Below are 22,366 nucleotides of genomic sequence, written 5' to 3'. Positions count from 1 at the left end.
AACGCCCGGCCTCGAGAAACATACTGCCCCGATGGGGAACAAACGTTATCCCCCGCGCGTAGGGTGTGGGGCAGCAGCCATCCGGCCGCGACAAGGGGTTCATTTCCATGAGAAAAACCGGCAAGAGCCGACGCGCGCAAGAAGCAGCCAGCATCGGCGCTGACCTGATGCTGGCGCCGCTGGTGGCGATGATGCGCCTGCCGTTGATGGCGATGGACAGCGGCAGCAGCCAGCCCTGGGGCACCGAAACCGCGCGTGCGGTGAACGAGAAGACCGCGGCAATCGCCGAGGGCGCGTTCGCGGCGCAAATGTCCTTCCTGCAATCGGCATCGCGATTCTGGCCGGAACTCCTTTCCGGTCGCACGCCGTCGCTGTTCAACGGCGTCGCGGCGGAACGGTCGATCAGCGCCGCGCTCAAGCCCGCCAGCCGCGCGGTGAAGGCGAATTTTCGCCGGCTGTCATCAAAGGCTTGAAATAGACCCTGCGGAACTTTGCTTTTGCGCATTGTCGAGATCATGGTCTAGAACCAATCGGTATAAGCGCCGATGGGGGACATCATGGCCGGACAACCGCTCAACCAACCGGCTGAAATCCCGGCCGAGCTCGACCGCTGGAATTGGGGCGCCTTCTTCCTCAACTGGATCTGGGGCATCGGCAACAGCACTTTCAACGCGCTGCTGGCACTGATCCCGGTCGTCAACCTCGTCATGATCTTCGTGCTTGGAGCACGCGGCAGCCGCTGGGCCTGGCAGAATCGGGCCTGGCGCGACGCGGAGCAGTTCCGCAAGACGCAGCGCAACTGGGCAATCGCCGGCCTGGCTGTCTGGGTGCTCGGTATCGGGGGCTGTGCGACGGCGGTCGGCAGCATCCCCTTCATGTTCAAAGGCAGCGACGCTTACCACACGACCATGGACGCCGTGCGTTCCGATGCGCGCGTCAAGGCTGCCATTGGCGAGGACGTGACCGACAATTTCTGGGTCGGCGGCCATCTCAACGTCAGTGCGGACGGCACGGGCGACGCCCAGTTCAGCATTCCCGTCCACGGCGCCAAGGGCAAAGCCACCGTGTTTTCCCATCTGGTCCGCAATGCCGGCACGTGGAGCATCCGCCTGCTTGTGGTCAGGGTCGATGGAGTGGACGCGCCGATCGTGCTGGCCAACGAAGATCATGTGCCAATCCCGAACGCGGCGATCGGAATATAGACATCGGCCTGGAGTGGGTGCGGCAGAAACGCAAAAACCGCGCTCCATCGGGAACGCGGCTTTGCCAGATACGCATGGCGTTTCGCTACGCAAACACTTGGCGAAACTTACGGGCTCCGGTACGCGAGACCTGATCCGGAGCGCCGGGCGGATGCGATATGTCCGCCTCGCAGTCCGTTTTATAGGGACATCGTTACCGCAGAGTTATCGAGAGCTTAAGCAAATCTAAATTTGCGGTTCTTCTGCCGGTTGATCTCGGAAAAAGCCCATCAAATCCGCTGGTTACGCTGGGTTGCCCCTGAGAAAATTAATTATGCCGGAGAAATCGGCACCGCCGTGCCCCTGGGCGTTGAACAGGGCGTAGAGCTGTGCCGCCTCGGCGCCAAGTGGCGTCACCGCGCCGGCGCTCTGTGCGGCTTCCTGGGACAATTTCAGGTCTTTGAGCATAAGGGCAGCGGCGAAGCCCGGCTTGTAATCCCTGTTGGCGGGCGAAGTGGGCACCGGGCCGGGCACCGGGCAGTAGGTGGTCAAGGACCAGCATTGGCCTGAAGAGGTCGAGGCGACGTCGAACAGCGCCTGATGCGACAGGCCGAGCTTTTCGGCCAGCACGAAGGCCTCGGCGACGCCGATCATCGAAATGCCGAGGATCATGTTGTTGCAGATCTTCGCCGCCTGGCCGGCACTGTCGCCGCCGCAATGGACGATGCGCCCGGCCATCGGCTTCAGGATCGGCTCGGCGGCGGTGAAGGCATCGGTGGAGCCGCCGGCCATGAAGGTCAGCGTGCCGGCCGCCGCACCGCCGGTGCCGCCCGAGACGGGCGCGTCGATGGAGAGCAGGCCGTGTTTGGCGGCAATCGCATGCGCCTTGCGCGCCGACTCGACGTCGATGGTCGAGGAATCAATGAACAGCGCGCCCTTTTTTGCCTTGGGCGCGATGTCCTCGTAGACCGACAGCACGTGCTTGCCGGCAGGGAGCATGGTTATCACCACATCGGCGTCTTTCACCGCCGAAAGCGCGTTGGCCATGATAGTCACGCCATGTTCTTTTGCCACTGTCAGGTTTTCCGGCACCAGGTCGAAACCGTTCACCGCATGTCCCGCCTTGACCAGATTGGCGGCCATCGGATTGCCCATGTTACCAAGGCCGATGAAGGCGATTGTGGTCATTGTGACGCTCCGTGGTTGGTAAGGCAGTAGGCAGTAGGCAGTAGGCAGTAGGCAGTAGGCAGTAGGGACTTTATTCTGGGGCAAGTTTGATAATGAGTTGGCGAAGCATTTTTCCAAGACCCTCGGTCGCCAATAGCATCTGATGAGCCTGATCATGCGCGGCGAGGCCAATGCGTTCAGCGATCTGGAGGTGTGTCTCGAACTCCTTCAGTGAGCCTTGGGCTATCCTGAGAAATTGCTGATAGGAGCCTCTGTTGTCGCGGCCATAGCCCTCAGCGATGTTGGCAGGGATAGAGGTTGCAGGGCGGCGGATTTGGCTGGTCAGCCCATACAATTCTTCTTTTGGCCATGTCTTGGTCAAGGAGTAGGTGGCGACGGCCAGATCCATCGCCTGCTGCCACACGATAAGATCCTTGTAAGAATTGATCTTGCCGGTCATCTCTTGCCTACTGCCTACTGCCTATCGTCCAATCAACGCACGCGCGATGATGACGCGCATGATCTCGTTGGTGCCTTCGAGGATCTGGTGCACCCTGAGATCGCGAACCAGCTTCTCGATGCCGTAATCGTGCAGATAGCCGTAACCGCCGAGCAGCTGCAGCGCATTGTTGGCGACGTTGAAGCCTGTGTCGGTGACGAAACGCTTGGCCATGGCCGACCATTTGCCGGCATCCGGCGCCTTGCGGTCGAGCTTGGAAGCGGCGGCATAGAGGAAGATGCGCGCTGCCTGCAGCTCGGTCTCCATGTCCGCCAGCCTGAACTGCAGCGCCTGGAACTGGTTGATCTTCGAGCCGAAGGCCTTGCGCTCGGCGGTGTAGGACAGCGCCTTGTCGAGCGCCGACTGCGCGCCGCCCAGCGAACAGGCGGCGATGTTCAGCCGGCCGCCATCGAGCCCGGCCATGGCGATGCCGAAGCCGGCGCCTTCACCCGACAGGAGGTTTTCCGCCGGCACCTTGCAGTCCTCGAAGATGACCTGGCGGGTCGACTGCATATGCCAGCCCATCTTGTGCTCGTTGGCGCCGAAGGAGAGGCCGGGCGCATCTTTCGGTACCACGATGGTGGAGATGCCTTTCGGCCCGTCGGCGCCCGTGCGCACCATGACGGCATAGACATCGCTGTCGCCGGCGCCCGAGATGAATTGTTTGGCGCCGTTGAGGACATAGTCGCCGCCGCTCTTGACCGCGCGCGTCTTGAGCGCCGCGGCATCCGATCCGGAGCCCGGCTCGGTCAGGCAATAGCTCGCCAGCCATTCCATCGAGGTGAGCTTCGGCAGGAAGCGCTGGCGCTGCTCCTCATTGCCGAAGCGGTCGATCATTGAGGCCACCATATTGTGGATCGAGATGAAGGACGAAAAGCCCGGGTCGGCATGCGACAGCGCCTCGAAGATCAGCACGGCGTCGAGGCGGCCGAGCGCGGAGCCGCCGACATCGTCCCTGACATAGATGCCGCCGAGGCCGAGCGGCCCGGTCTCGCGGATCACATCGGCCGGGAAATGCTTCCTGCGATCCCAGTCGAGCGCATTCGGCGCGATGCGGTCGGCGGCGAACGCCTGCGCCATCTCCTGGATGGCGCGCTGTTCCTCGTTGAGTTCGAACTGGCTGGTGCTCGCATCGACCGCGGCGTCCATAGCGTTCTCTCCCTATATGCCAGCTAGCCCGCTGGCCTGTCGTTTTTGGCTTTGCGCGCGCATCAATCTAGACCAATGATGCCGCCGCGCAACCCGACCCTCTGCGGAGCGGCTGTGCACCAATGCATGTCCGGAGCAAGATGTGACGACAAAATTCGATGAGCTGCTTCGGCAATTCCACGCCTATCTCACTTCTGTGAACAATGCCCTGGTGCGCGACGCCGTGGCCCGCATCGGCTGGGACATGCCGGCCCGTGCGCTGGAGCCACATAGGATCAGCTGCGTGCGCCATCTCGACCGTGCCGCCGAACTGGCGCCACCTGCCGCCATGCGATTGGTGCAATGGCTGGCGGAGCATCGCAACGGATTGCACTGGGGGCAGACCTACACCGAGGCGGATTTCAGCAAGGCCTTCATCGACAATTATGGCTGGCTGGAAGTGTTCGGTACGCGCGGCCTTTTCGCCAATGACGAAGTGGCCGCCGGCCTGCTGATCCTTGGGCCAGAGATCGTCTATCCCGACCATCATCACGTCGCCGAGGAGATCTACATTCCGCTGACGGGCGGCACGGAATGGCGCATGGGCGAGGGTGGTTTTCGTGTGCGGGAAGCGGGCGAGGTCGTCCACCACGCCTCGAATGTCAACCACGCCATGCGAACCGGCAACGAACCGCTTCTGGCGCTCTACATCTGGCGCGGCGGGCCGCTGGCACAGAAATCGAACATCACCGGAACCGTGACGCAGGGCCGAAGCTGATGGCCAGGGCAATCATGCTGCAAGGCACGGGTTCGGATGTCGGCAAGACGGTGCTGGTCGCCGGCCTGTGCCGCGCCGCGAAGAAGCGTGGCCTGAAGGTGCGGCCGTTCAAGCCGCAGAACATGTCGAACAACGCCGCGGTCGCCGACATTCCCGGCGACAACAACCATGGCGGCGGCGAGATCGGCCGCGCGCAATGGCTGCAGGCGATCGCTTGCGGCGTTGCGCCGTCGGTGCACATGAACCCGGTCCTGCTCAAGCCGCAGACCGATGTCGGCGCGCAGGTCATCGTGCAGGGCAAGGTGTTTGGCGAGGCGCGCGCACGCGACTACCAGGCGCTGAAGGCCAAGCTGATGGATGCCGTACTCGACTCCTGGGGCAAGGTCGGCGAGGGCGCCGATCTGGTCATCGTCGAGGGTGCCGGCTCGCCGGCCGAAATCAACCTCCGCGGCCGCGACATCGCCAATATGGGTTTCGCGACGCGCGCCGATGTGCCGGTGGTGCTGGTCGGCGACATCGATCGGGGCGGTGTCATCGCCTCGGTCGCCGGCACGCATCTGATCCTGCCGGAAGAGGATCGGCGCATGATCGTCGGCTATCTCATCAACAAGTTCCGGGGCGATGTTTCGCTGTTCGATGACGGCATCAAAGCGATCGAGAAATTCACCGGCTGGCGCTGTTTCGGCGTCGTGCCGTGGCTGAAGGCGGCGGCGCGGCTGCCTTCGGAGGATTCTGTGGTGCTGGAGCGGCTGGCATCCGGCGAGGCGCGGGCGCTTAAAATAGCGGTGCCGATGCTTGGCCGCATCGCCAATTTCGACGACCTCGACCCGCTCAAGGCCGAACCGCAGGTCGAGGTGGTGTTCGTGCCGCCAGGGAAACCGCTGCCGGTCGATGCCGGGCTGGTGGTCCTTCCCGGCTCCAAATCGACGATCGGCGACCTCCTGAAATTCCGCGAGAATGGCTGGGACCGGGATCTTGCCGCGCATCGCAAGCGCGGCGGCCATGTCGTTGGCATTTGCGGTGGCTTTCAGATGCTTGGCAGCAGGGTGCGCGATCCCGATGGCATAGAAGGCAGCACCACCGAGGCCGAAGGGCTTGGCCTGCTCGATATCGAAACGGTGATGGAACCGGAGAAGACGGTACGCAATGTCAGCGCGCATTCGGTCCAATTCGACCTGCCGCTCGAAGGCTATGAAATCCATCTCGGCCGCACCACCGGCCCGGACACGATGCGGCCGTCGGCGATCATCAATGGCGTTGCGGACGGTGCGATCTCGGCCGACGGCAAGGTGTCAGGCACCTATATGCATGGCCTATTCGGCGCCAACGCTTTTCGCGGAAAATTCCTCGAAAGCCTCGGCATCAAGGGCGGCGGCATCGACTACCGCGCCGAAGTCGAGCGGGCGCTGGACGACGTCGCGGCCGAGTTGGAGAGCCATCTCGACTGCGACGCGATTTTCGGCCTGGCCCGGTGAGGCGCGCCGATATTCAGGTGAGGCCGGCCTGCAACGCCGGCTTCCTACTTGAGTACGCTCCGCTCCGGTTCTCGGTATCAGTCATTTTCGGCTCGGCCTAACCTGAATCTCAGCACGCCTCAGGTCGGTGTCAGGCCTTTTCGCCTGCCTTCGGCCAATAGGTGCCAAACGACCAGACGCCGCCTTCCGGATCCCGGCAGATGAATTCGCGGCTGCCATAGTCGCGGTCGGTCAGTTCCTGGATGATCGTGGCGCCGGCTTTTTTTGCCCTGGCATAGGCGGCATCGGCATCGTCGACGGCGATATAGATCGACTTGCCGCCGCCAGTGCCGGGTTCGCCGACCATCTTGCCGTAATCGTCATCGCGCACGCTGCCCAGCATGATCATCGAGGCGCCGAAGACCAGCTCGGCATGGTGCACGACATCGCCTTCACCATAGCGGACACGGACGCTGAAGCCGAAGGCTTCGCAGAGCCAGTCGATCATTTTCGCTGCGTTTTTGTAACGCAAGGCAGGGTAGAGGCGCGGGGCTTCGTTGCTGGTGGGCATGGGAACCTCCTTGATCTGGGTTGGTCGATAACCCACTCTGTTCCATGGCCGGTCCAGCGTCTTGAAGAAATGTTACCTGACCGAGAGCGCCGTCGGCGTCTCGCCTGCAAGGTCGCGGAATTCGCGCACCAGGTGCGCCTGGTCGGCATAGCCGCAATCGGCGGCGATATCGGCCCAATCGGCCGTCTGCCCCCGTGACAGGCCGAGCGCCCGGTTGAAGCGGACGATGCGCGACAATGTCTTCGGACCGATCCCGATCGCATTGCAGAAGCTGCCGGCGAGATGCTTTCGGCTCCAGCCCAGTTCTTCGGCGATGGAGGAAATGCGGGCCCGGCCGCCGGAAGCGATGATGCGGTCATACGCCCAAGCGATCTCCAGCGGCGTTTCGGCGGCGCGCTCAAGCCGGGCGGTGACGAAGGCTTCTGCAAGGTCGAAACGCGACGCCCAGTCCGGTGCATTGCCGAGCTGTTCGCGCAGCGCCGTCCCCTCGGCGCCCAGCACGTCGTCGAGGACGACCATGCTGTCGGTGAGTTCGCTCATCGGCAAGCGGAAGAAACGGCGCGCACCAAGCGGCGTGAAGTTGACCTGGATGCAGCAGGCGGCGCCGAAGGATTCGATCATCACCGGTCCGGCAAAAAGCCCGGCGGCGAAACTGGCGAAGCGGTCATTGTCGCCCGGTGTCCTGCCGAGGCCGATGGCGAAAGGCGCGGCGAAGCTGATCACCAGCGGCACGTTGAGCGAAGCGTATTCGACATTGCGGAAATGGCCAGGTGCGGTTTCGCGATAGCCGCAAATGTCTGACACAATGCCGTCAAGCGCAGGATCAGGAAGACGCCGGCGCATCTCGAAGCGCCCCGCGACGGAGCGGTCCTGTTCCTCCCGGCGCTGCATCTCGATCGGCATGGCTATCCTTCCGCCGGGACAAATCTATCAGCCGTGGGCCGGAATCAAAAGCGCCCGGCTTTTGGCCGGGCGCTCCGTCCCCACTTCAAAGGAAACTTGTCAGGCGCCGCGCATCAGGCAGCCGGCGGCGAGCACGATGTAGGCAATGAGAACGATCCACACCGATGCGAGCGGGATGAACGCAAGAACGCCAAGCGCGGCGAGAATGCCGATGATGGCGATGACCAGGGAAATGATGAAAACGATCTGGGTAGGCGCGCTGAGATTCATGTGTGGCTCCTCCAACATGATTCGAACAGCGCCATAGTAACAGGCGCGTGATCACACACCAATCAGGACACGCAGCGGGTTGGCCGGATCGGCCAGCAGCTTTACGGCCAGAGCCAGGCAGACGATCACCAGCAGCGGCTTGATCAGTCTGGCGCCGATGCGCATGGCGAGGCTCGCGCCGACGCGGGCACCGAGGAACTGGGCAACGCCCATCATCAGGCCGATTTTCCAGGAGATGACGCCGACAGCGGCGAAGACGATGAAGCCGCCGATGTTGGAAGCGAAGTTGAGCAGCTTGGTGTGGGCTGTCGCCTTGAGCACGCCGTAGCCGGCAAGGGCGACGAAGGCCAGCATGTAGAAGGAGCCGGCGCCCGGGCCGAACAGGCCGTCATAGAAGCCGATCGCCGGCACCAGGGTCAGTCCGAACAGGAAGGGCGACAGGCGCTCGGCCCGGTCGATATCGTTCATGTTGGGCTTGAGCGCGAAATAGAGCGCGATGGCGATCAGCACCAGGGGCAGCAGGGCGCGCAGGAGATCGCCCGGAACGATGGTGGCCAGCAAGGCGCCAATGACACCGCCTGCCGCCGCCAGCAGCGCCGACGGCAACTGCCGGCGAAGGTCGACATGGCCCTTGGAGGCATAGTGGATGGTCGCCGAGCCGGAGCCGAACATGCCTTGCAGCTTGTTGGTCCCCAGCGCTTCGACCGGCGAGAAACCGGCAAGCAAAAGCGCCGGAATGGTGATCAGCCCGCCGCCGCCGGCAATCGAATCGACAAAGCCCGCCGCAAAGGCGGCGAAGGCGAGCATGACGATTGTCTGGGTGGTGAGATCGATCATCCGATGTGAGCAGGCGTCCGGTCGGCGGGATAACGGCGTTCGACCACGACAGCCCTGTTTGCGCAAGGCCGATTCCGCGCTACCTCTATCCAAGCGCAATGCGCTTGGATTCGGTTAACCCGGAAAGAGACCCCGATGGCATTCGCATTGCTGGACCAGATACGCTCCATCTTCGACGGCGACCCGGGCGTGCGCAAAGTCGCCGACGATCCCGTCCTGTCGGCGGAGCTGCTGATGCTTTTCCGCATGATCCTGGCCGACGGGACGGTCAGCGAGAGCGAGATGGTTGCCTTTCGGCGGATCTGCAAGGACGCCTTCGGCATTCAGGAAACCAGCATCGACGCCGTCATCGAATATCTCAACGAGTTCGGCTACGAGACCAATGGCTCGCAGGCGATTGCGCTGTTTCGCGACCTCGATGTCGAACGGCGCAAGCAACTGGCCCAGCACATGGCTGAGATCGCCAAGGCGGATTCGCAACTGGCCGAGAGCGAGGTGCGCCTCTTGCGCCGCACGCTCGACCTGCTCGACATCAGCCCGGTCGATGTGGTGAAGCCGGAAGAGTAGGTTCGTTCACGCGCTCACCCCTGCTCCTGCATCTTCCGGGCGATCGCCCGATGCAGGTCCGGCGCGGCAGCGACGAGCGCCTGTGCCGCGTCTGATTGCGGATGATCGAGCACCTCGCTCGTCTTGCCGCGCTCGACGATCTTGCCGTCGTGCATGACCAGCACCTCGTCCGTGATGGCGCGGGCGACAGTCAGGTCGTGGGTGATGAAGAGATAGGCGATGCCGAGCTTCTGGTTGAGTTCGGCGAACAGATCGAGGATTTGTGCGCGGATCGAGACATCGAGCGCCGAGACCGGCTCGTCGGCGACGATCAGCTTGGGGCGGGTGATGATGGCGCGGGCGATCGACAGGCGCTGGCGCTGGCCGCCGGAAAATTCGTGCGGGTATTTATCCATGTCGCGCTGGTCGAGGCCGACCTCGTGCAGCGCATGTGCAACGATCTCGCGGCGCTCGGCGCGCGTCGGTTTTTTCTCCAGCACGTGCAGCGGCTCGGCAACCAGTTTCTCGACCTTCTGGCGCGGATCGAAGGAGCCGTATGGGTCCTGGAAGACAACCTGCATGTCGCGCCGGGCGGGCTTCAATTCGGCTTCGCTCTTGCCGGTGATGGTCTCGCCGCGAAACCGGATCGTGCCCGAACTCGGCCGATCCAATGCCAGGATCATGCGCGCGAGTGTTGACTTGCCGCAGCCGGAGCGGCCGACCAGCGCCACCGACTGGCCCGGCTGCATCGACAGCGAGACATCGTCGACGGCGCGGATAGGGGCTGCCCGCTTGAGCAGGGAGGTGCGCCGCCCGGAATAATCGCGGGTCACGCCTTCGACCTGGATCAGGGGCTTGCCCTGACTTGTATCGTGCGTTCTGGCGCGTGCCGGCACATGCATCGAGGCCTGCGCCAGCTGGCGTGTGTAGGGGTGGAGCTGTTCGGACAGCGTGCGCGCCGTGTCGCCCGCCTCCATCACCTCGCCGCGGCGCAGGATGGTGATGCGATCGGCCATCTCGGTCACCACGGCGAGGTCGTGCGAGATCAGGAGCAGACCCATGCGGCTCTCCGCGACAAGGTCGCGCAGGAGGTCGAGGATCTGCGCCTGCAGCACCACGTCGAGCGCCGTCGTCGGCTCGTCGGCAATCAAGAGCTTCGGCTTCAGCGCGCAGGCGATGGCGATGACGACGCGCTGGCGCTGGCCACCGGAGAGTTCGTGCGGATAGCGCGACAGCGGGAATTTCGCTCGCGGCAGGCCAACGCGGTCGAGCATTTTTCGCGCCCGCTCTTCAGCCGCCGCGCGGGTAACCTTGGTGTGCCAGCGTATGCCTTCGGCGACCTGTTCGCCGATGGTCTTCACTGGATTGAGGGCTGTCATCGGCTCCTGAAACACCATGCCGATGTCGTCGCCGCGCAGCGCGCACATCTGGTCCTCGGTTGCCGCGAGGATGTCGATGCCGTCGAAGGTGACGCGCCCGGTGGCGCGCGCCGCATGCGGCAGAAGCCGCATCACCGTCAGCGCCGTCATCGATTTGCCGGAGCCGGATTCGCCGACCAGCCCCATCACCTCCCCGGGAGCGACGGAGAGTTCCATGTCTGTCAGGATCTGCGTGTCGCCGATGGTCAGCGACAGACTGTCGATTTCCAGCAGGCTCATCGCTGCCGCCGCGATTTCGGGTCGAGAATGTCGGCGATGCCGTCGCCCAGGAGATTCAGGCCGAGCACGGTGATGACGATCGCCATGCCGGGGAAGATCGCCATCCACGGCGCCACCACCATGCGCGTCTGGGCGTCGAACAGCATGCGGCCCCAACTCGGCATTGGCGGCTGCGCGCCGAGACCGAGATAGGAAAGCCCGGCTTCGGCCAGGATGCCAAGCGCGAACTGGATGGTGCCTTGCACCAGGAGCAGCGTGGCGATGTTGGGCAGCACATGTTCGATCGATATCTGTGTGCTGCTTTTTCCCGCGGCGCGCGCGGCCAGGATGAACTCGCGCGGCCAGATCGCCAGCGCTCCGGCGCGGGCGACGCGGGCAAAGACCGGGATGTTGAAGATGCCGATGGCGATGATGGCGTTGACGGCGCCCGGCCCGAAGATGGCTGTTATCATGATGGCCGACAGCAGCGCGGGGAAGGCGAACACGAGATCGTTGACGCGCATCAGCGCCTCGTCGACGAGGCCGCCGCGCGCGGCTGCAAAAGCGCCTAGCGGCACGCCGACGCCCATGCCGATGCCGACGGCGACCAGCGCCACGGCGATCGAATTGCGGGCGCCAACCATGATCATCGACAAGATGTCGCGGCCGAAATGGTCGGTGCCGAACCAGTGTGCCAGCGAGGGGCCTTGCGTCTTGTCGGCTATGATCAGCTTCGTCACATCGTAAGGCGTCCAGGCATAGGAGAGGGTCGCCATCGCCAGGATGAGCACGGTGATGACGAAGCCGGTGACAAAAGCCGTGTTCCGGAACGCCTTGGCCAGGATGCCGCTGAGCGTCTCCTCGGGGATGTCGATGTGCAGGGTCATTGCCGGCTTCTCAGGCGGGGATCGACGACCGCGTAGGAAAGGTCGACAATGAGGTTGACGGCAATGACGGCGGCGACCAGCAGCATGACGACGCTTTCGACGACGATCAGGTCGCGCTGGGTGATCGCCTGGAACACCAGCCGGCCGAGGCCTGGCAGATAAAAAACATTCTCGATGATGATGGTGCCGGCGAGCAGGAAGGCGAATTGCAGGCCAAGAATGGTCAGGACCGGGATCATGGCGTTGCGCAGCGCATGCCGCCACAGCACGGTGCGGTAGGGCAGGCCCTTGGCGCGGGCGGTGCGGATATAGTCCTCGTTCAGCACCTCGATCAGCGCCGAGCGGGTGACGCGCGCCAGGATCGCCGCCTGCGGCAAGGCAAGCGCCACCGCCGGCAGCAGCAGCGATTTCAGTGCGGGCCATATGCCGGCGCTCCAGCCGGGAAAGCCGCCGGCCGGCACCAGCCGCAGCCAGACGGCGAAGACATAGATCAGCATCAGCGCGAACCAGAAATTGGGCACGGCAACGCCAAGCTGTGCCGCGCCCATTGAAATCGTGTCGCCGGCCCGGCCGCGCCGGCTGGCGGAAAACAGGCCGACCGGAATGGCGATGATCGTGGAGAGTGCAAGGGCGATCAGCGCCAGCGGCAGCGACACGGCAAGCCGTTCACGCACGAGATCGATGACCGGCACCGAATAAGTGTAGGAGCGGCCGAAATCGAGGCTGAGCAGGCCGCCGGCCCAGTGCAGGTAGCGCAAGAGGAAGGGCGCATTCAGGCCCATCTGGTTGCGCAAGAGCTCGACCTGATCGGCGCTGGCATTCATGCCCAGCATCAGCCGCGCCGGGTCGCCCGGCAGGATTTCCAGCACGGCGAACACCACGATGGAGGCCAGCACCAGCGTGGCAAGCGAGATGGCGAGGCGCTTGAGGAGGTAGGCGGTCATGGACACGGGACGACAGATGTATCGTCATCCTGGGGCGAAGCAGGAGCGAAGCTCCATCGCGTAGACCCCAGGATCGATTCCGTGACAGAGGTCGAACAGCGCGACGGTCCAGAACCAGCCTCGCGCCTCACTGTTTCCACTGCAACGTCTCCCAGATTCTGCACCGCGAGGGCGCTCGTAAGCCTCGGAATGGATCCCGGGTCTGCACAGTCGCTGCGCGCCTGCTCCGCCCTAGGATGACGAAACGAACCTCACTCGCTCCACTTCACCTTGGTCAGGTCGTTGGCAGGTATCGGTGCGCTTTCCCACAACCCTTGCAGCTTGGCATCCCAGACTCCGACCTTGGGCAATTCGTAGAGGAAACCGACCACGGCATCGTCGGCCAGGATCTTCTGCGCCTGGGCATACAATTCCTTGCGTTTGGCCTCGTCGGAGGTCAGTTCCAGATCTGCGATCACCTTCTTGAAGGCAGGGTTGTCGTAATTGAAGTAGTAGTCCTTGCGGGCGTAGATATCGATGTCGTTCGGCTCGGTATGGGAGACGATGGTCAGGTCGTAATCCTTCTTGGTGAACACCTGGTCCAGCCACTGCGCCCACTCGACAGGGATGATCTCGAGGTTGATGCCGACGTCGCGGAGTTCCGAGGCGATGATCTCGCCGCCGAGCCGCGCATAGGACGGCGGCGGCAACTTCAACGTAGCCTTGAAGCCGTTCTCCAGTCCTGCTTCCTTCAGCAGTTCCTTGGCCTTGGCCACGTCGTGCGGATAGCGGCCGGTGAGGTCAACATAGTATTTGTTAGCCGGCGACATATGCGAGCCGATCGGCAGGCCGAGCCCGGCCGAGGCGCCGTCGATGATCGCCTTGCGGTCGAGCGCGTAGGAGATCGCTTGCCTGACCTGCAGCTTGTCGAAGGGCGGCTGTTTGTTGTTGATCGACAGGATGGTCTCGCCTTCGGTCGCGCCGACCACCACCTTGAAGCGCGGATCATCCTTGACCTGGGAGACGCTGTCGGGATCGAAGAAGGGGAAAGCCTGTATGTCGCCGGAAAGCAGCGCCGGCACCGCCGCCGCGGCATCGGGAACGATGCGGAACTCGACCTTTTCGAGGAAGACAGGGGCGCCCCAGTAGTGATCTGATTTCAGCAGCGTGATCGATGAGCCCTTGGCCCAACTCTCGAACTTGAAGGGGCCGGTACCAACAGGCTTTTCCTTGTTGGTGTCGGCGGATTTCGGCGACACCATCACCGCGTCGCCCCAGCCCATATTGTAGAGGAACGAGCCTTGCGGGTGGGTCAGCGTCACCTTCACGGTGGCGGGGTCGACCACGTCGACCTTGTCGATGGCGGCAAAGAGCTGCTTTTGCGCGTTGACGGAGTTTTCCGCGCGGGCACGGTCGAGCGAGAACTTCACGTCGTCGGCGCTGAAATCGGCGCCGTCGTGAAATTTCACGCCGGCGTGCAGCTTGAAGGTATAGACCTTGCCGTCATCGGAAATGGTCCAGCTTTCGGCGAGATCCGGCAAGACTTCGCCATTGGGGCCGATCCGGGTCAGGCCCTCGAACACATTGGCGTAGGTGACCTCCCTGATTGCCGCGGCCGCTCCCGCCGTCGGGTCGAGATGCGGGGGTTCAAGCGGAATGCCGATGACGAGATCGGTCCGGGCGGCAAACGCCGAAGTGGCGGTTGCGACCGCCAGCACGGCAGCGGCCAGAAGGGTCTTCCAAAGTTTCATCGCTGAACTCCCCATGTGCTCAAATGCTCAAGCCTGGGGATAGAAGCGTGATTTCGCACGGGAGTAAATTGCGTTTCGTGCTGCCGCGCCGCGCCTGGAGAAATGTTTTTGCGCCGCGGGCCGATCATCCGGTTGTGCCGCGCAGCAGCACGTTGAGGCCGATCGCCATCACCTTGGCCGATTCCACCATGTCCTTTATGCCGACCCACTCGTCCGGCCGGTGGGCGAGGTCGAGAATGCCGGGCCCATAGGCGATGCAGTCGTAGATGTGGCCGATGCGGGCAATGTGCTTCTGGTCGTAGGTGCCGGGCGAAATGACGTAGTCGGGCTCGCGGTCGAAGATCGCATGAATGCCTTGCGCCACCGCTTTGACCACCGGCGCGTCGCGCTCGGTCATCAGCGGCAGCACTTCCATCAGGTCGCGGAGCTCGTAATCGAATTTTTTGCGCTCACGCTTCAGCCGTTCCAGAATGCCGGTCACTTCGCCTTTGACCGTGGCGAGGTCTTCCTCGAGCAGGAAGCGGCGATCGATGGTCAGCCTGCAGGAATCGGGCACGTTGGGCGAGGGTAGGCCAGGCCGGAAATCCTCCGTCTGGCCGCCATGGATGGAATTAATGTTCATGGTCGAGCGCCTGGCGCCCTCGGGGACGACCGGCATGCGCGTCATCTTGCGGTCGAGAGCCGGGAACAGTTCGTCCTCGAAAGCTTGTAGCACGGCGCCCATATGGCGCACCGCATTGTCGCCGAGAAACGGCATCGAGCCATGCGCGATCTCGCCCTTGGTCTCGATCTCGGCCCACCAGACGCCGCGATGGCCAAGGCAGATGCGGTCCTTGTTCAACGGTTCGGGAATGATCACGTGGTCGACCCTGGGTCTCGAGAAATAGCCGAGCCTGGCCAGGTGGGCGACACCGCCAAAGCCGCCGGACTCTTCGTCGACGGTGCCGGATATCTCTATGGCGCCGGGAAAGTCGGGATAGACGTCCATGAAGGCTTCGGCGGCGATGATCGACGCGGCCAGGCCGCCCTTCATGTCGCAGGCGCCGCGTCCATAGACCCTGCCGTCCCTGACGATGCCGGCAAAGGGATCGACGGTCCAGCCGTCGCCGGCCTCGACCACGTCGATATGCGAGTTGAAGTGGACGCAGGCGCCCGGCGACCGGCCGTCGAAGCGGGCCACGACATTGACGCGCGGGTAGCGATCGGTGTCGCCGGGCGTGCCTTCGGCGCGGATGAATTCGATTTCAAAACCACGCTTCCTCAGCCGCGCGCCGACAAATTCGGCGCATGGCCGGTAGGCTTCGCCAGGCGGATTGATGGTCGGGAAACGGATCAGGTCAGCGGTCAGCGCGACGACATCGTCGCGCCTGTCATCGATTGCTTGAAGGAGTCGCTCGTTCATCAGGGGAGTTGAGCAACGAACGACGTTGCATTGCAAGCCCGCCGGCAATCAAGCCGGTGCGGCGTGTCGTTGCGGCAACTATCGCGGGAAATCGTTCAAATTCGCTGCTTTGGATTGGCGAATTGATCAAGGAGTGTGTGCTAGTTGTTCACTGCCATTAAAAAGGTGAAAAACAACGTGATGGCAAGAAGGCAAGGGGCAATCAAAGGGGTTTGATCGCATGAGGAAGTTCTTTCTCGTAGCAGCGGCGATGTTGGCAACCGCGCTGTTTGGTACACCGTCCGCAAGTTACGCGGCGATGTTGGAAGCCAATATCGACGTGTCGTCGCAGACGATGACGGTACGGTACGGGTCGGAGGTCTATCGGTGGGTCGTGTCGACTGCCCGTCCGGGCTATTTCACGCCGCGTGGCACGTATCGGCCGCAGCGGACCGCGCGGATGTGGTATTCGCGCAAATACGAAATGTCGCCGATGCCTTATTCGGTGTTCTTCCATGGCGGCTATGCCATCCATGGGACGGGCGCCGTCAGGCAACTCGGCCGTCCGGCCTCGCATGGCTGCGTGCGGCTGCACACGGCCAATGCCGCGACGTTCTATGCCATGGTGCGGGAAGTGGGCTTCGGCAACACGCGCATTGTCGTGACGAACTAGCGGCACGCGCGAATTCTCGTTGCCGGGCCGAAGCCCGGCGCGAGACATTCTACTGACGGCAACAACAGTCGGCCAAGGTTTTGCCTGTTCCGATCCGGACGGCTATTGCCGAGGGGTAAGCGGTGTGCTTTCCATGCCAGTGTCTGACCGAGGACAATCGGCAGTATCGGGCGGTTTGAGTTATTAGGATTAGCTTAAATATTGCCGGCTGATCAATCGGTTCGCCGGGAAACCTGCCATTGCGTGCCGTTTGCTGGAATTGACAGATGCATCCCCAGTCACAGATGGACGATCGTCTTCCCAGCCGGCCCGCCGGGGTGCTCATTCTTGGCGGGGCGCACGGGACGCTGGCGCTGGCCAGAAGCTTCGGCGCTCGGAAAGTGCCTGTCTGGCTGGTGAGCAACGATACGCCGTTGCCCAGCTTTTCGCGATATGCCCGGCGGACAATGACGTGGCCCGGCCCCGACGATGGTGGTGCCGTCGCCTTCCTGCTCGATCTGGCCAAGGTTCATGGGCTGGGCGGTTTTCTGCTGATCGCCGGCGGCGATCCAGAAGTTCGCTTCGTATCGCAATCGATCGACCGGTTGTCCGCCGCGTTCGACGTGGTGCTGCCGCCTTGGGAGCAACTGAAGTGGGTCTGTGAAAAGCCGCTGCTGTATCGCCGGGCGGGCGAACTGGGGCTTGCCGTTCCGCTGACCTATGCGATCAGCTCGCTCGAGCAGGCAGAGGCAGCCGAACTTCGCTTTCCCGTGATCCTGAAGCCGAATATGGGCGGGCGCAGCCGTTTTGCGCGCGCCAAGGCCGTTCTCGCCAATGACAGAGCATCGTTTTTGGCAGCCTATGGCTGGGCTGCTGAAGAGATCGGCAGCGACAATGTCGTGGTTCAGGAGATGATACCGGGCGGAGGCGAGGGCCAGTTCTCCTACGCTGCGCTTTGGAATGAGGGCGCGCCGGTGGCGGAGTTCACCGCCCGCCGTACACGGCAATATCCGGTCGATTTCGGCTACACCAGCACCTTCGTGGAGGTGGTCGACGAACCGCAATTGATCGACGCCGCGCGCCGGTTGCTTGGATCGATCGCGCATCACGGGCTGGTGGAGGTCGAATTCAAGCGCGATGCGCGCGATGGCTCGATGAAGGTGCTCGACGTCAATCCACGGCCCTGGACATGGTTTGGGCTGGGTGCTGCCGCTGGCGTCGATCTCGGCGCCATGCTTTGGGCGATCAAATCGGGCCAGCCGGCAAAGACAGCTTCAGCGCGGCCCAACACGTCGTGGATGTATCTGGTCCGGGATATTGTGGCGGCCGGCCGGTTGATCTCGAGCGGCCGGTTGGCAAAACGCGCCTATTTCAGTTCATTCGCCAAAGTACGCGCATGGGCGACATTCCAGGCGAATGACCCGATGCCGGGCCTGATCGACGTGCCGTTGACGGCCTGGAGAGTGCTGACGCGACGGATACTTTCCGCAATCTTAACCGGGAAATGTTTAGGACGGCGGCGTGACGGAGTGAGTTCCACGGCTGCAGAACCAGACAGGCGAGACCGCTGATATGACCGTTTTCACGCCCAGGGTCGACTGCGAGGTGGCCGTGATCGGCGCTGGTCCTTTTGGGCTGGCCGTGGCTTCCGCCCTCAAGCAAGCGGGCGTCGATACACTTCCCCTCGGTGGCGCGATGTCCTTCTGGCGCGACCATATGCCGAGAGGCATGAGGCTGCGCTCGCCCTGGCACGCGACCTATATCGGCCACACCAAAGGTCCGCTGTCGCTCGATTCCTATGCCAAGGTCCTTGGAATCTCGCCACGCGAACCGCTGCTGCTCGAAAACTTCGTCGACTATGGATTGTGGATCCAGGCCCTGACGGTTCCGGATCTGGATACCCGCAAGGTGGACCGCGTCGAGAAGGCGAATGGCGGATTTCGTCTGGCACTGGCCGATGGCGATGCCTTGAAGGCGCGCCGCGTCGTCGTTGCCACCGGCCTGATGAACCAGCAACTGATCCCGGCTGTCTTCAAGGGCATCCCAAAAGAACTTGTCAGCCATGCCAGTGACCATACTGGCTATGAGGCCTTCAGCGGCAAGCGCGTCGCCGTCATCGGGCGTGGGCAAAGCGCCTGCGAATCCGCCGTTCTGCTCAAACGAAACGGGGCCGAAGTCGAGCTCATCTGCCATGGCGACATCCATTGGCTGGGCTATCGGGCGCTGTCGGGAAAGCAGAGCTGGAGCCTGCGCGACTTCCTGTCGGAGCGGCTCGCATCGCCGTCCAGGGTCGGTCCGTTTCCGATTTCCTGGCTGGTCGAGGTCCCAGGCCTCGTGCACCGGTTCCCGGAGCCAGCCCGGGCAGGGCTCAACAAGCGCAGCCTCGGCGCCGGTGCGACGGGCTGGCTGAAGCCGGATTTCGACGGGATAGAGATCAGGGCCGGCAGCAGGATCATCAGCGCATCCGCCAAGGACAATGGCATCGAACTGCGGTTCGAGAAGGATGCCGCCACCTTCGATCACGTTCTGCTCGGCACGGGCTACCGGATCGATATCGCCAAGCTCGGTCTGTTCGCGCCCGACATGTTTGCCGCGATTGCGCGCCGGGAAGGGTTGCCGCTGCTTTCCGCGGGGTTCGAATCCAGCATCCCAGGCCTGCATTTCGTCGGCGCGAGCGCGGTCGGCAGCTTTGGCCCGCTGATGCGGTTCACCGCCGGCACGCCGTTTGCCGCGCGCACCGTCGCGCGGGTCATTCAGAGAGCGAAAGACAGACGTTACGCTGCTGCCTGAAGCCGGAAGACCGCATAGTCGATGGTGCGGACCGCATCGAGGAAGCCAGGCATCGCCGGCACGGACAATTCCCGGAACATACCGGTCTCGCGGATGGCCGGCCTTGCCCAATCGATGGCGCGGTGGCTCGAGCTGCCATAGACGATGAAGCAATCCCGCGGGTGGCGTTCGAGCGACGATACGAGATTCTTCAGGACGATATCGAAGACTTCCCGTGAGAAGGGATTGTAGAAATAGACCACCAGCCGCGCTTCGGGGAAATCATACGCCGCCGCATCGGCCTCGACGACGCTGAGCGTCAGGCATTGCTGCGACGGGTCGCGGAAACGCTCGATGTTGCTCCGGGCTATGTCCACCAGTTCGCGTGCGAACTCCACGCCGATGATCTCGGCGAACGGATATTGCGAGGCCAGCAGCAGCGTTCGCGACTTTCCGGAGCCGATGTCGATGAATGTATGGTCGTGGAGATCGCGGGGCAGCGACTTCATGATGAAGTCGAAGGTTCTGGGCGACGTGCAGACGGCTTCATTGCCCATGGCGCGGTGCGGCCCGACGACATTGAGGGCGCCGAGCTGGATCGAGCCGGCCGTATCGACGCCGTGCCGGCGATCCCATTTCCGGGCGAGACGGTCGGCGAGCATATGCCTGATGTTGCGCTGGACAAAGCCAAGACTTGCGCCGAGCCCATGCCGGCGGATGAGCCTTAGCGGCTCCAGCAGGCCATGCTGGCGGAGATGGGACCATGCCCGGCCAAGACGGCCGAAGGAACGATCTTCGAGGCCATCCCGATCCAGGCGCGGCATTTCGATATTCGTCATGCCACGGGCTCCATCCCAGTCGATGAACATCTCGGTGGAGTATGTGCGCCCTGGTCGTTTAAGATTCCCTGACCAGCAATGTTACGAATGTCTGGATCCCAGGCCCATCGGTACCAGAAATGGCTGGCGCCAGACACTTCAGGGGAGATGGTCAGCCGTTCGCGGCCGGCGCCTTTGCCTGCGCCTGCTTTTTACGCCGCCAGTTGCTGATCTCCCACCTTTTGTGGAACCACATCCACTGGCCGGGATCCTCGCGCACCCAGCGCTCGACCACGTCGTTCAGCATCTGGGTGGTGGCGTGGACGTCGACGCTGCCATCGGCGGTGCGCGGCAGGACCAGTCTGTCCTCGATTTCGAGGCGGAAGCGGTTGCCTGGCAATCTGATGCAACGCGCCGGATAGACGTCGCAATCATAGTGACGGGCAAGCGTGCCGAGCACACGGTTGCTCTGGCAGGGGCGGCCGAAGAAGGTCGTGTCCAGGCCGTTCGAGAATTTCTGGTCGACAAGGACGCCGATATTGCCGCCGTTTTCCAGCACTCCGGCCAATGCGAAGGAGGCGCCGGCCATCGATGGCAGCAGCGCCCCCATGGTCGAGCGCCGCGTCGAAAGGATGTAGTCGGCAAGGTAGGGGTTGTTGGGCGGACGAAACAGCGCCGTGATGTTCATGCCGAAGGTCGCCGCCGCCACCGGCAGCAGCTCGAAATTGCCGAGATGGCCGGTGAAGACGATGTGCGGTTGCTTCTCCGCGGCGATCTCGACGAAGTGTTCTATTCCCTTGACCTCGACGCGGCCGGGCTTGCTGGCGGCCGGGTCATAGTCGAACAGGGCGTCGAGGAAGATGTATTCGGCGGCAAGGCGGGCCATGTTGCCCCACATATCGGAGGCGATGGCCTGGATTTCGTCCTCGGTCATTTCCGGATAGGCCTTGCGCAGATTGTCGATGGCGACCTGGTGGCGTCCGACCCTGGGACCAATGAAGCGGGCGACACGGTCGGCGAAATTCAGCGCGCTGTCGACCGGCAGCAGGCGCAGCACCGAAATGATGATCATCGCCGCACGTGCAACCAGCCAGTAGTTCAGCTGGCGCAGTTGCCTGCCGTAGCGAAATCTGAGATCGCGGCGGAACTTCTTGAGCACCGAAGTCAAGGCCTCAGGCGACGCGCAGGATGATCTTGCCGAAGACGTCGCGGCCTTCCATGCGCTTCAGCGCTGCGTCGATATCGTCGAAGCCGACTTCGGTGTCGATGACCGGCGCGACCTGTCCCGCCGCCATTTTCTGCATGGCGTTGGCCATGTTCTCCATGCGGCAGCCGAAGGAGCCGAGCAGCTTCAATTGCTGCTGGAAGAGCTGCATCAGGTTGATCTGCGTCGACACGCCTGATGTAGAGCCGCAGGTCACCAGGCGGCCGCCGCGCTTCAGGCACAGCATCGAGCCGGCAAAGGTGTCGGCGCCGACATGTTCGAATACGACATCGACGCCCTTCTTCTTGGTCAGCTTGCGCACGACGCCTTCGAAGCGGTCTTCGCGGTAGTTGATGACGTGGTCGGCGCCGAGCGCCTTGGCCTTGTCGATCTTGTCGTTGGAACCGACCGTGGTGATGATGGTGCAGCCCATCCGCTTCGCCAGCTGGATCGCCGCCGAACCGATGCCGGAGCCGCCTGCATGGACGAGGATGGTTTCGCCGGGCTGCAATCTCGCATTGTCGAACAGCATGTGCTCGACCGTGCCGAAGGTGACGGGGGCCACCGCGGCGCCGATGTCGCTCACGCCGGGCGGGGCGGGGACCAGCAGGCGCGCCGGCAGGTTGATCTTCTCCTGGGCAAAACCGTCGAGATGGAAGCCGTGGACACCGGAAACATGTTCACAGAGATTGTCGCGGCCTTCGCGACAGGCGCGGCAAAGGCCGCAGGTGCGTGCGCCGTAGATCGACACCAATTGTCCGGGCAGCAGGCTGGACACGCCGGGACCAACCGCCTCGACCTCGCCGGAGGCTTCGGCGCCGACAACCAACGGCAGCTTGCGCTTGGCGAAGGCCATGCCGCGCCAGCCCCAGACGTCGATGTGGTTCAGCGCCACCGCCTTGATGCGCAGCGTGACTTCGCCAAGCGCGGGTGGCGGGGGAGGCGGCAGGTCCACCGTTTCAAGACGGCGGTCCTCGATAAGTTGCAATGCGCGCATTGGGCCTGTCGGT

Annotated in this window: 23 protein-coding genes; 8 read left to right on the top strand and 15 right to left on the bottom strand. The window is 63.2% G+C overall.

Features of this window, described 5'->3' with window-relative positions:
• Positions 1-167: 167 nt before the first annotated feature.
• A complete protein-coding gene (locus FJ546_RS17865; RefSeq protein WP_246686876.1) occupies positions 168-473 on the top strand; it encodes a hypothetical protein in 306 nt (101 codons plus the stop codon).
• An 84-nt stretch (positions 474-557) separates the two neighbouring features.
• On the top strand, positions 558-1,202 hold the full coding sequence (locus tag FJ546_RS17860) for a cytochrome c oxidase assembly factor Coa1 family protein (protein ID WP_140890525.1): 645 nt from the start codon (positions 558-560) through the stop codon (positions 1,200-1,202).
• Between the two features lie 282 nt (positions 1,203-1,484).
• Here the strand turns inward: FJ546_RS17860 and mmsB are convergent, their stop codons facing one another.
• From mmsB to FJ546_RS17845, 3 genes are all read right to left on the bottom strand, one after another.
• Complete coding sequence (mmsB, locus tag FJ546_RS17855) at positions 1,485-2,369, bottom strand: 3-hydroxyisobutyrate dehydrogenase (protein WP_140890524.1); 885 nt, start codon at positions 2,367-2,369, stop codon at positions 1,485-1,487.
• A gap of 70 nt (positions 2,370-2,439) precedes the next feature.
• Positions 2,440-2,808 (bottom strand): four helix bundle protein, encoded by a 369-nt coding sequence (locus FJ546_RS17850; protein ID WP_140890523.1) that lies wholly within the window; start codon positions 2,806-2,808, stop codon positions 2,440-2,442.
• 21 nt (positions 2,809-2,829) lie between these two features.
• Positions 2,830-3,996 carry an isobutyryl-CoA dehydrogenase gene (locus tag FJ546_RS17845; RefSeq protein ID WP_140890522.1) on the bottom strand — a complete coding sequence of 389 codons (1,167 nt, stop codon included), beginning with the start codon at positions 3,994-3,996 and terminating at the stop codon, positions 2,830-2,832.
• A 142-nt stretch (positions 3,997-4,138) separates the two neighbouring features.
• Here FJ546_RS17845 and FJ546_RS17840 point away from each other — a divergent pair, with 142 nt between their 5' ends.
• Both FJ546_RS17840 and FJ546_RS17835 read left to right on the top strand, forming a co-directional pair.
• Entirely contained in the window at positions 4,139-4,753 is a 615-nt protein-coding gene (locus FJ546_RS17840; RefSeq protein WP_140890521.1) for a dimethylsulfonioproprionate lyase family protein, read from the top strand.
• Positions 4,753-6,228 carry a cobyric acid synthase gene (locus tag FJ546_RS17835; RefSeq protein ID WP_140890520.1) on the top strand — a complete coding sequence of 492 codons (1,476 nt, stop codon included), beginning with the start codon at positions 4,753-4,755 and terminating at the stop codon, positions 6,226-6,228. Before FJ546_RS17840 ends, FJ546_RS17835 begins: the two co-directional genes overlap by 1 nt.
• A gap of 130 nt (positions 6,229-6,358) precedes the next feature.
• Here the strand turns inward: FJ546_RS17835 and FJ546_RS17830 are convergent, their stop codons facing one another.
• The 4 genes from FJ546_RS17830 to FJ546_RS17815 form a co-directional block, all read right to left on the bottom strand.
• Positions 6,359-6,778 carry a VOC family protein gene (locus FJ546_RS17830; protein WP_140890519.1) on the bottom strand — a complete coding sequence of 140 codons (420 nt, stop codon included), beginning with the start codon at positions 6,776-6,778 and terminating at the stop codon, positions 6,359-6,361.
• Positions 6,779-6,850: 72 nt separating this feature from the next.
• Positions 6,851-7,681, bottom strand: coding sequence for an AraC family transcriptional regulator (locus FJ546_RS17825; RefSeq protein ID WP_140890518.1), 831 nt, complete (start codon positions 7,679-7,681; stop codon positions 6,851-6,853).
• 99 nt (positions 7,682-7,780) lie between these two features.
• Positions 7,781-7,951, bottom strand: a complete 171-nt coding sequence (locus FJ546_RS17820; protein ID WP_080511798.1) for a hypothetical protein — start codon at positions 7,949-7,951, stop codon at positions 7,781-7,783.
• A 51-nt stretch (positions 7,952-8,002) separates the two neighbouring features.
• Complete coding sequence (locus FJ546_RS17815) at positions 8,003-8,788, bottom strand: TSUP family transporter (protein WP_140890517.1); 786 nt, start codon at positions 8,786-8,788, stop codon at positions 8,003-8,005.
• 135 nt (positions 8,789-8,923) lie between these two features.
• Here FJ546_RS17815 and FJ546_RS17810 point away from each other — a divergent pair, with 135 nt between their 5' ends.
• A complete protein-coding gene (locus FJ546_RS17810) occupies positions 8,924-9,355 on the top strand; it encodes a TerB family tellurite resistance protein (RefSeq protein ID WP_027046940.1) in 432 nt (143 codons plus the stop codon).
• Between the two features lie 14 nt (positions 9,356-9,369).
• On the opposite strand, the gene FJ546_RS17805 is transcribed toward FJ546_RS17810, so the two are convergent.
• From FJ546_RS17805 to FJ546_RS17785, 5 genes are all read right to left on the bottom strand, one after another.
• Positions 9,370-10,992: a dipeptide ABC transporter ATP-binding protein gene (locus FJ546_RS17805; protein WP_140890516.1), complete on the bottom strand. Its 1,623-nt coding sequence runs from the start codon at positions 10,990-10,992 to the stop codon at positions 9,370-9,372.
• Positions 10,989-11,858 carry an ABC transporter permease gene (locus tag FJ546_RS17800; protein WP_140890515.1) on the bottom strand — a complete coding sequence of 290 codons (870 nt, stop codon included), beginning with the start codon at positions 11,856-11,858 and terminating at the stop codon, positions 10,989-10,991. The genes FJ546_RS17805 and FJ546_RS17800 overlap by 4 nt, the downstream gene beginning before the upstream one ends.
• Positions 11,855-12,802 (bottom strand): ABC transporter permease, encoded by a 948-nt coding sequence (locus FJ546_RS17795; protein ID WP_140890514.1) that lies wholly within the window; start codon positions 12,800-12,802, stop codon positions 11,855-11,857. The genes FJ546_RS17800 and FJ546_RS17795 overlap by 4 nt, the downstream gene beginning before the upstream one ends.
• A 251-nt stretch (positions 12,803-13,053) precedes the next feature.
• Positions 13,054-14,532 (bottom strand): ABC transporter substrate-binding protein, encoded by a 1,479-nt coding sequence (locus FJ546_RS17790; RefSeq protein ID WP_140890513.1) that lies wholly within the window; start codon positions 14,530-14,532, stop codon positions 13,054-13,056.
• 124 nt (positions 14,533-14,656) lie between these two features.
• Positions 14,657-15,934, bottom strand: a complete 1,278-nt coding sequence (locus tag FJ546_RS17785) for an acetylornithine deacetylase/succinyl-diaminopimelate desuccinylase family protein (protein WP_140890512.1) — start codon at positions 15,932-15,934, stop codon at positions 14,657-14,659.
• Positions 15,935-16,154: 220 nt separating this feature from the next.
• On the opposite strand from FJ546_RS17785, the gene FJ546_RS17780 reads away from it, so the two are divergent.
• The 3 genes from FJ546_RS17780 to FJ546_RS17770 all read left to right on the top strand — a co-directional run bounded on the left by FJ546_RS17780 (position 16,155) and on the right by FJ546_RS17770 (position 19,355).
• Positions 16,155-16,586, top strand: a complete 432-nt coding sequence (locus FJ546_RS17780; protein ID WP_095772917.1) for a L,D-transpeptidase — start codon at positions 16,155-16,157, stop codon at positions 16,584-16,586.
• 284 nt (positions 16,587-16,870) lie between these two features.
• Positions 16,871-18,136, top strand: coding sequence for an ATP-grasp domain-containing protein (locus tag FJ546_RS17775; protein ID WP_246686875.1), 1,266 nt, complete (start codon positions 16,871-16,873; stop codon positions 18,134-18,136).
• A gap of 1 nt (position 18,137) precedes the next feature.
• Positions 18,138-19,355, top strand: a complete 1,218-nt coding sequence (locus FJ546_RS17770; protein WP_140890510.1) for an NAD(P)/FAD-dependent oxidoreductase — start codon at positions 18,138-18,140, stop codon at positions 19,353-19,355.
• Here the strand turns inward: FJ546_RS17770 and FJ546_RS17765 are convergent.
• The 3 genes from FJ546_RS17765 to FJ546_RS17755 form a co-directional block, all read right to left on the bottom strand.
• Positions 19,340-20,173 carry a class I SAM-dependent methyltransferase gene (locus FJ546_RS17765; RefSeq protein ID WP_246686874.1) on the bottom strand — a complete coding sequence of 278 codons (834 nt, stop codon included), beginning with the start codon at positions 20,171-20,173 and terminating at the stop codon, positions 19,340-19,342. The two genes, FJ546_RS17770 and FJ546_RS17765, sit on opposite strands and share 16 nt — an antisense overlap.
• 151 nt (positions 20,174-20,324) lie before the next feature.
• Positions 20,325-21,311 carry a lipid A biosynthesis lauroyl acyltransferase gene (locus FJ546_RS17760; RefSeq protein ID WP_181167979.1) on the bottom strand — a complete coding sequence of 329 codons (987 nt, stop codon included), beginning with the start codon at positions 21,309-21,311 and terminating at the stop codon, positions 20,325-20,327.
• A gap of 13 nt (positions 21,312-21,324) precedes the next feature.
• Positions 21,325-22,353 carry a zinc-binding dehydrogenase gene (locus tag FJ546_RS17755; RefSeq protein WP_019858646.1) on the bottom strand — a complete coding sequence of 343 codons (1,029 nt, stop codon included), beginning with the start codon at positions 22,351-22,353 and terminating at the stop codon, positions 21,325-21,327.
• Positions 22,354-22,366: the final 13 nt, after the last annotated feature.

Origin of the sequence: Mesorhizobium sp. B2-4-19 (assembly GCF_006441315.1) — a bacterium.
Lineage (GTDB): Bacteria > Pseudomonadota > Alphaproteobacteria > Rhizobiales > Rhizobiaceae > Mesorhizobium.
Note: the sequence above shows the minus strand (reverse complement) of the source record. Positions and strands in the feature narration are given on the sequence as shown.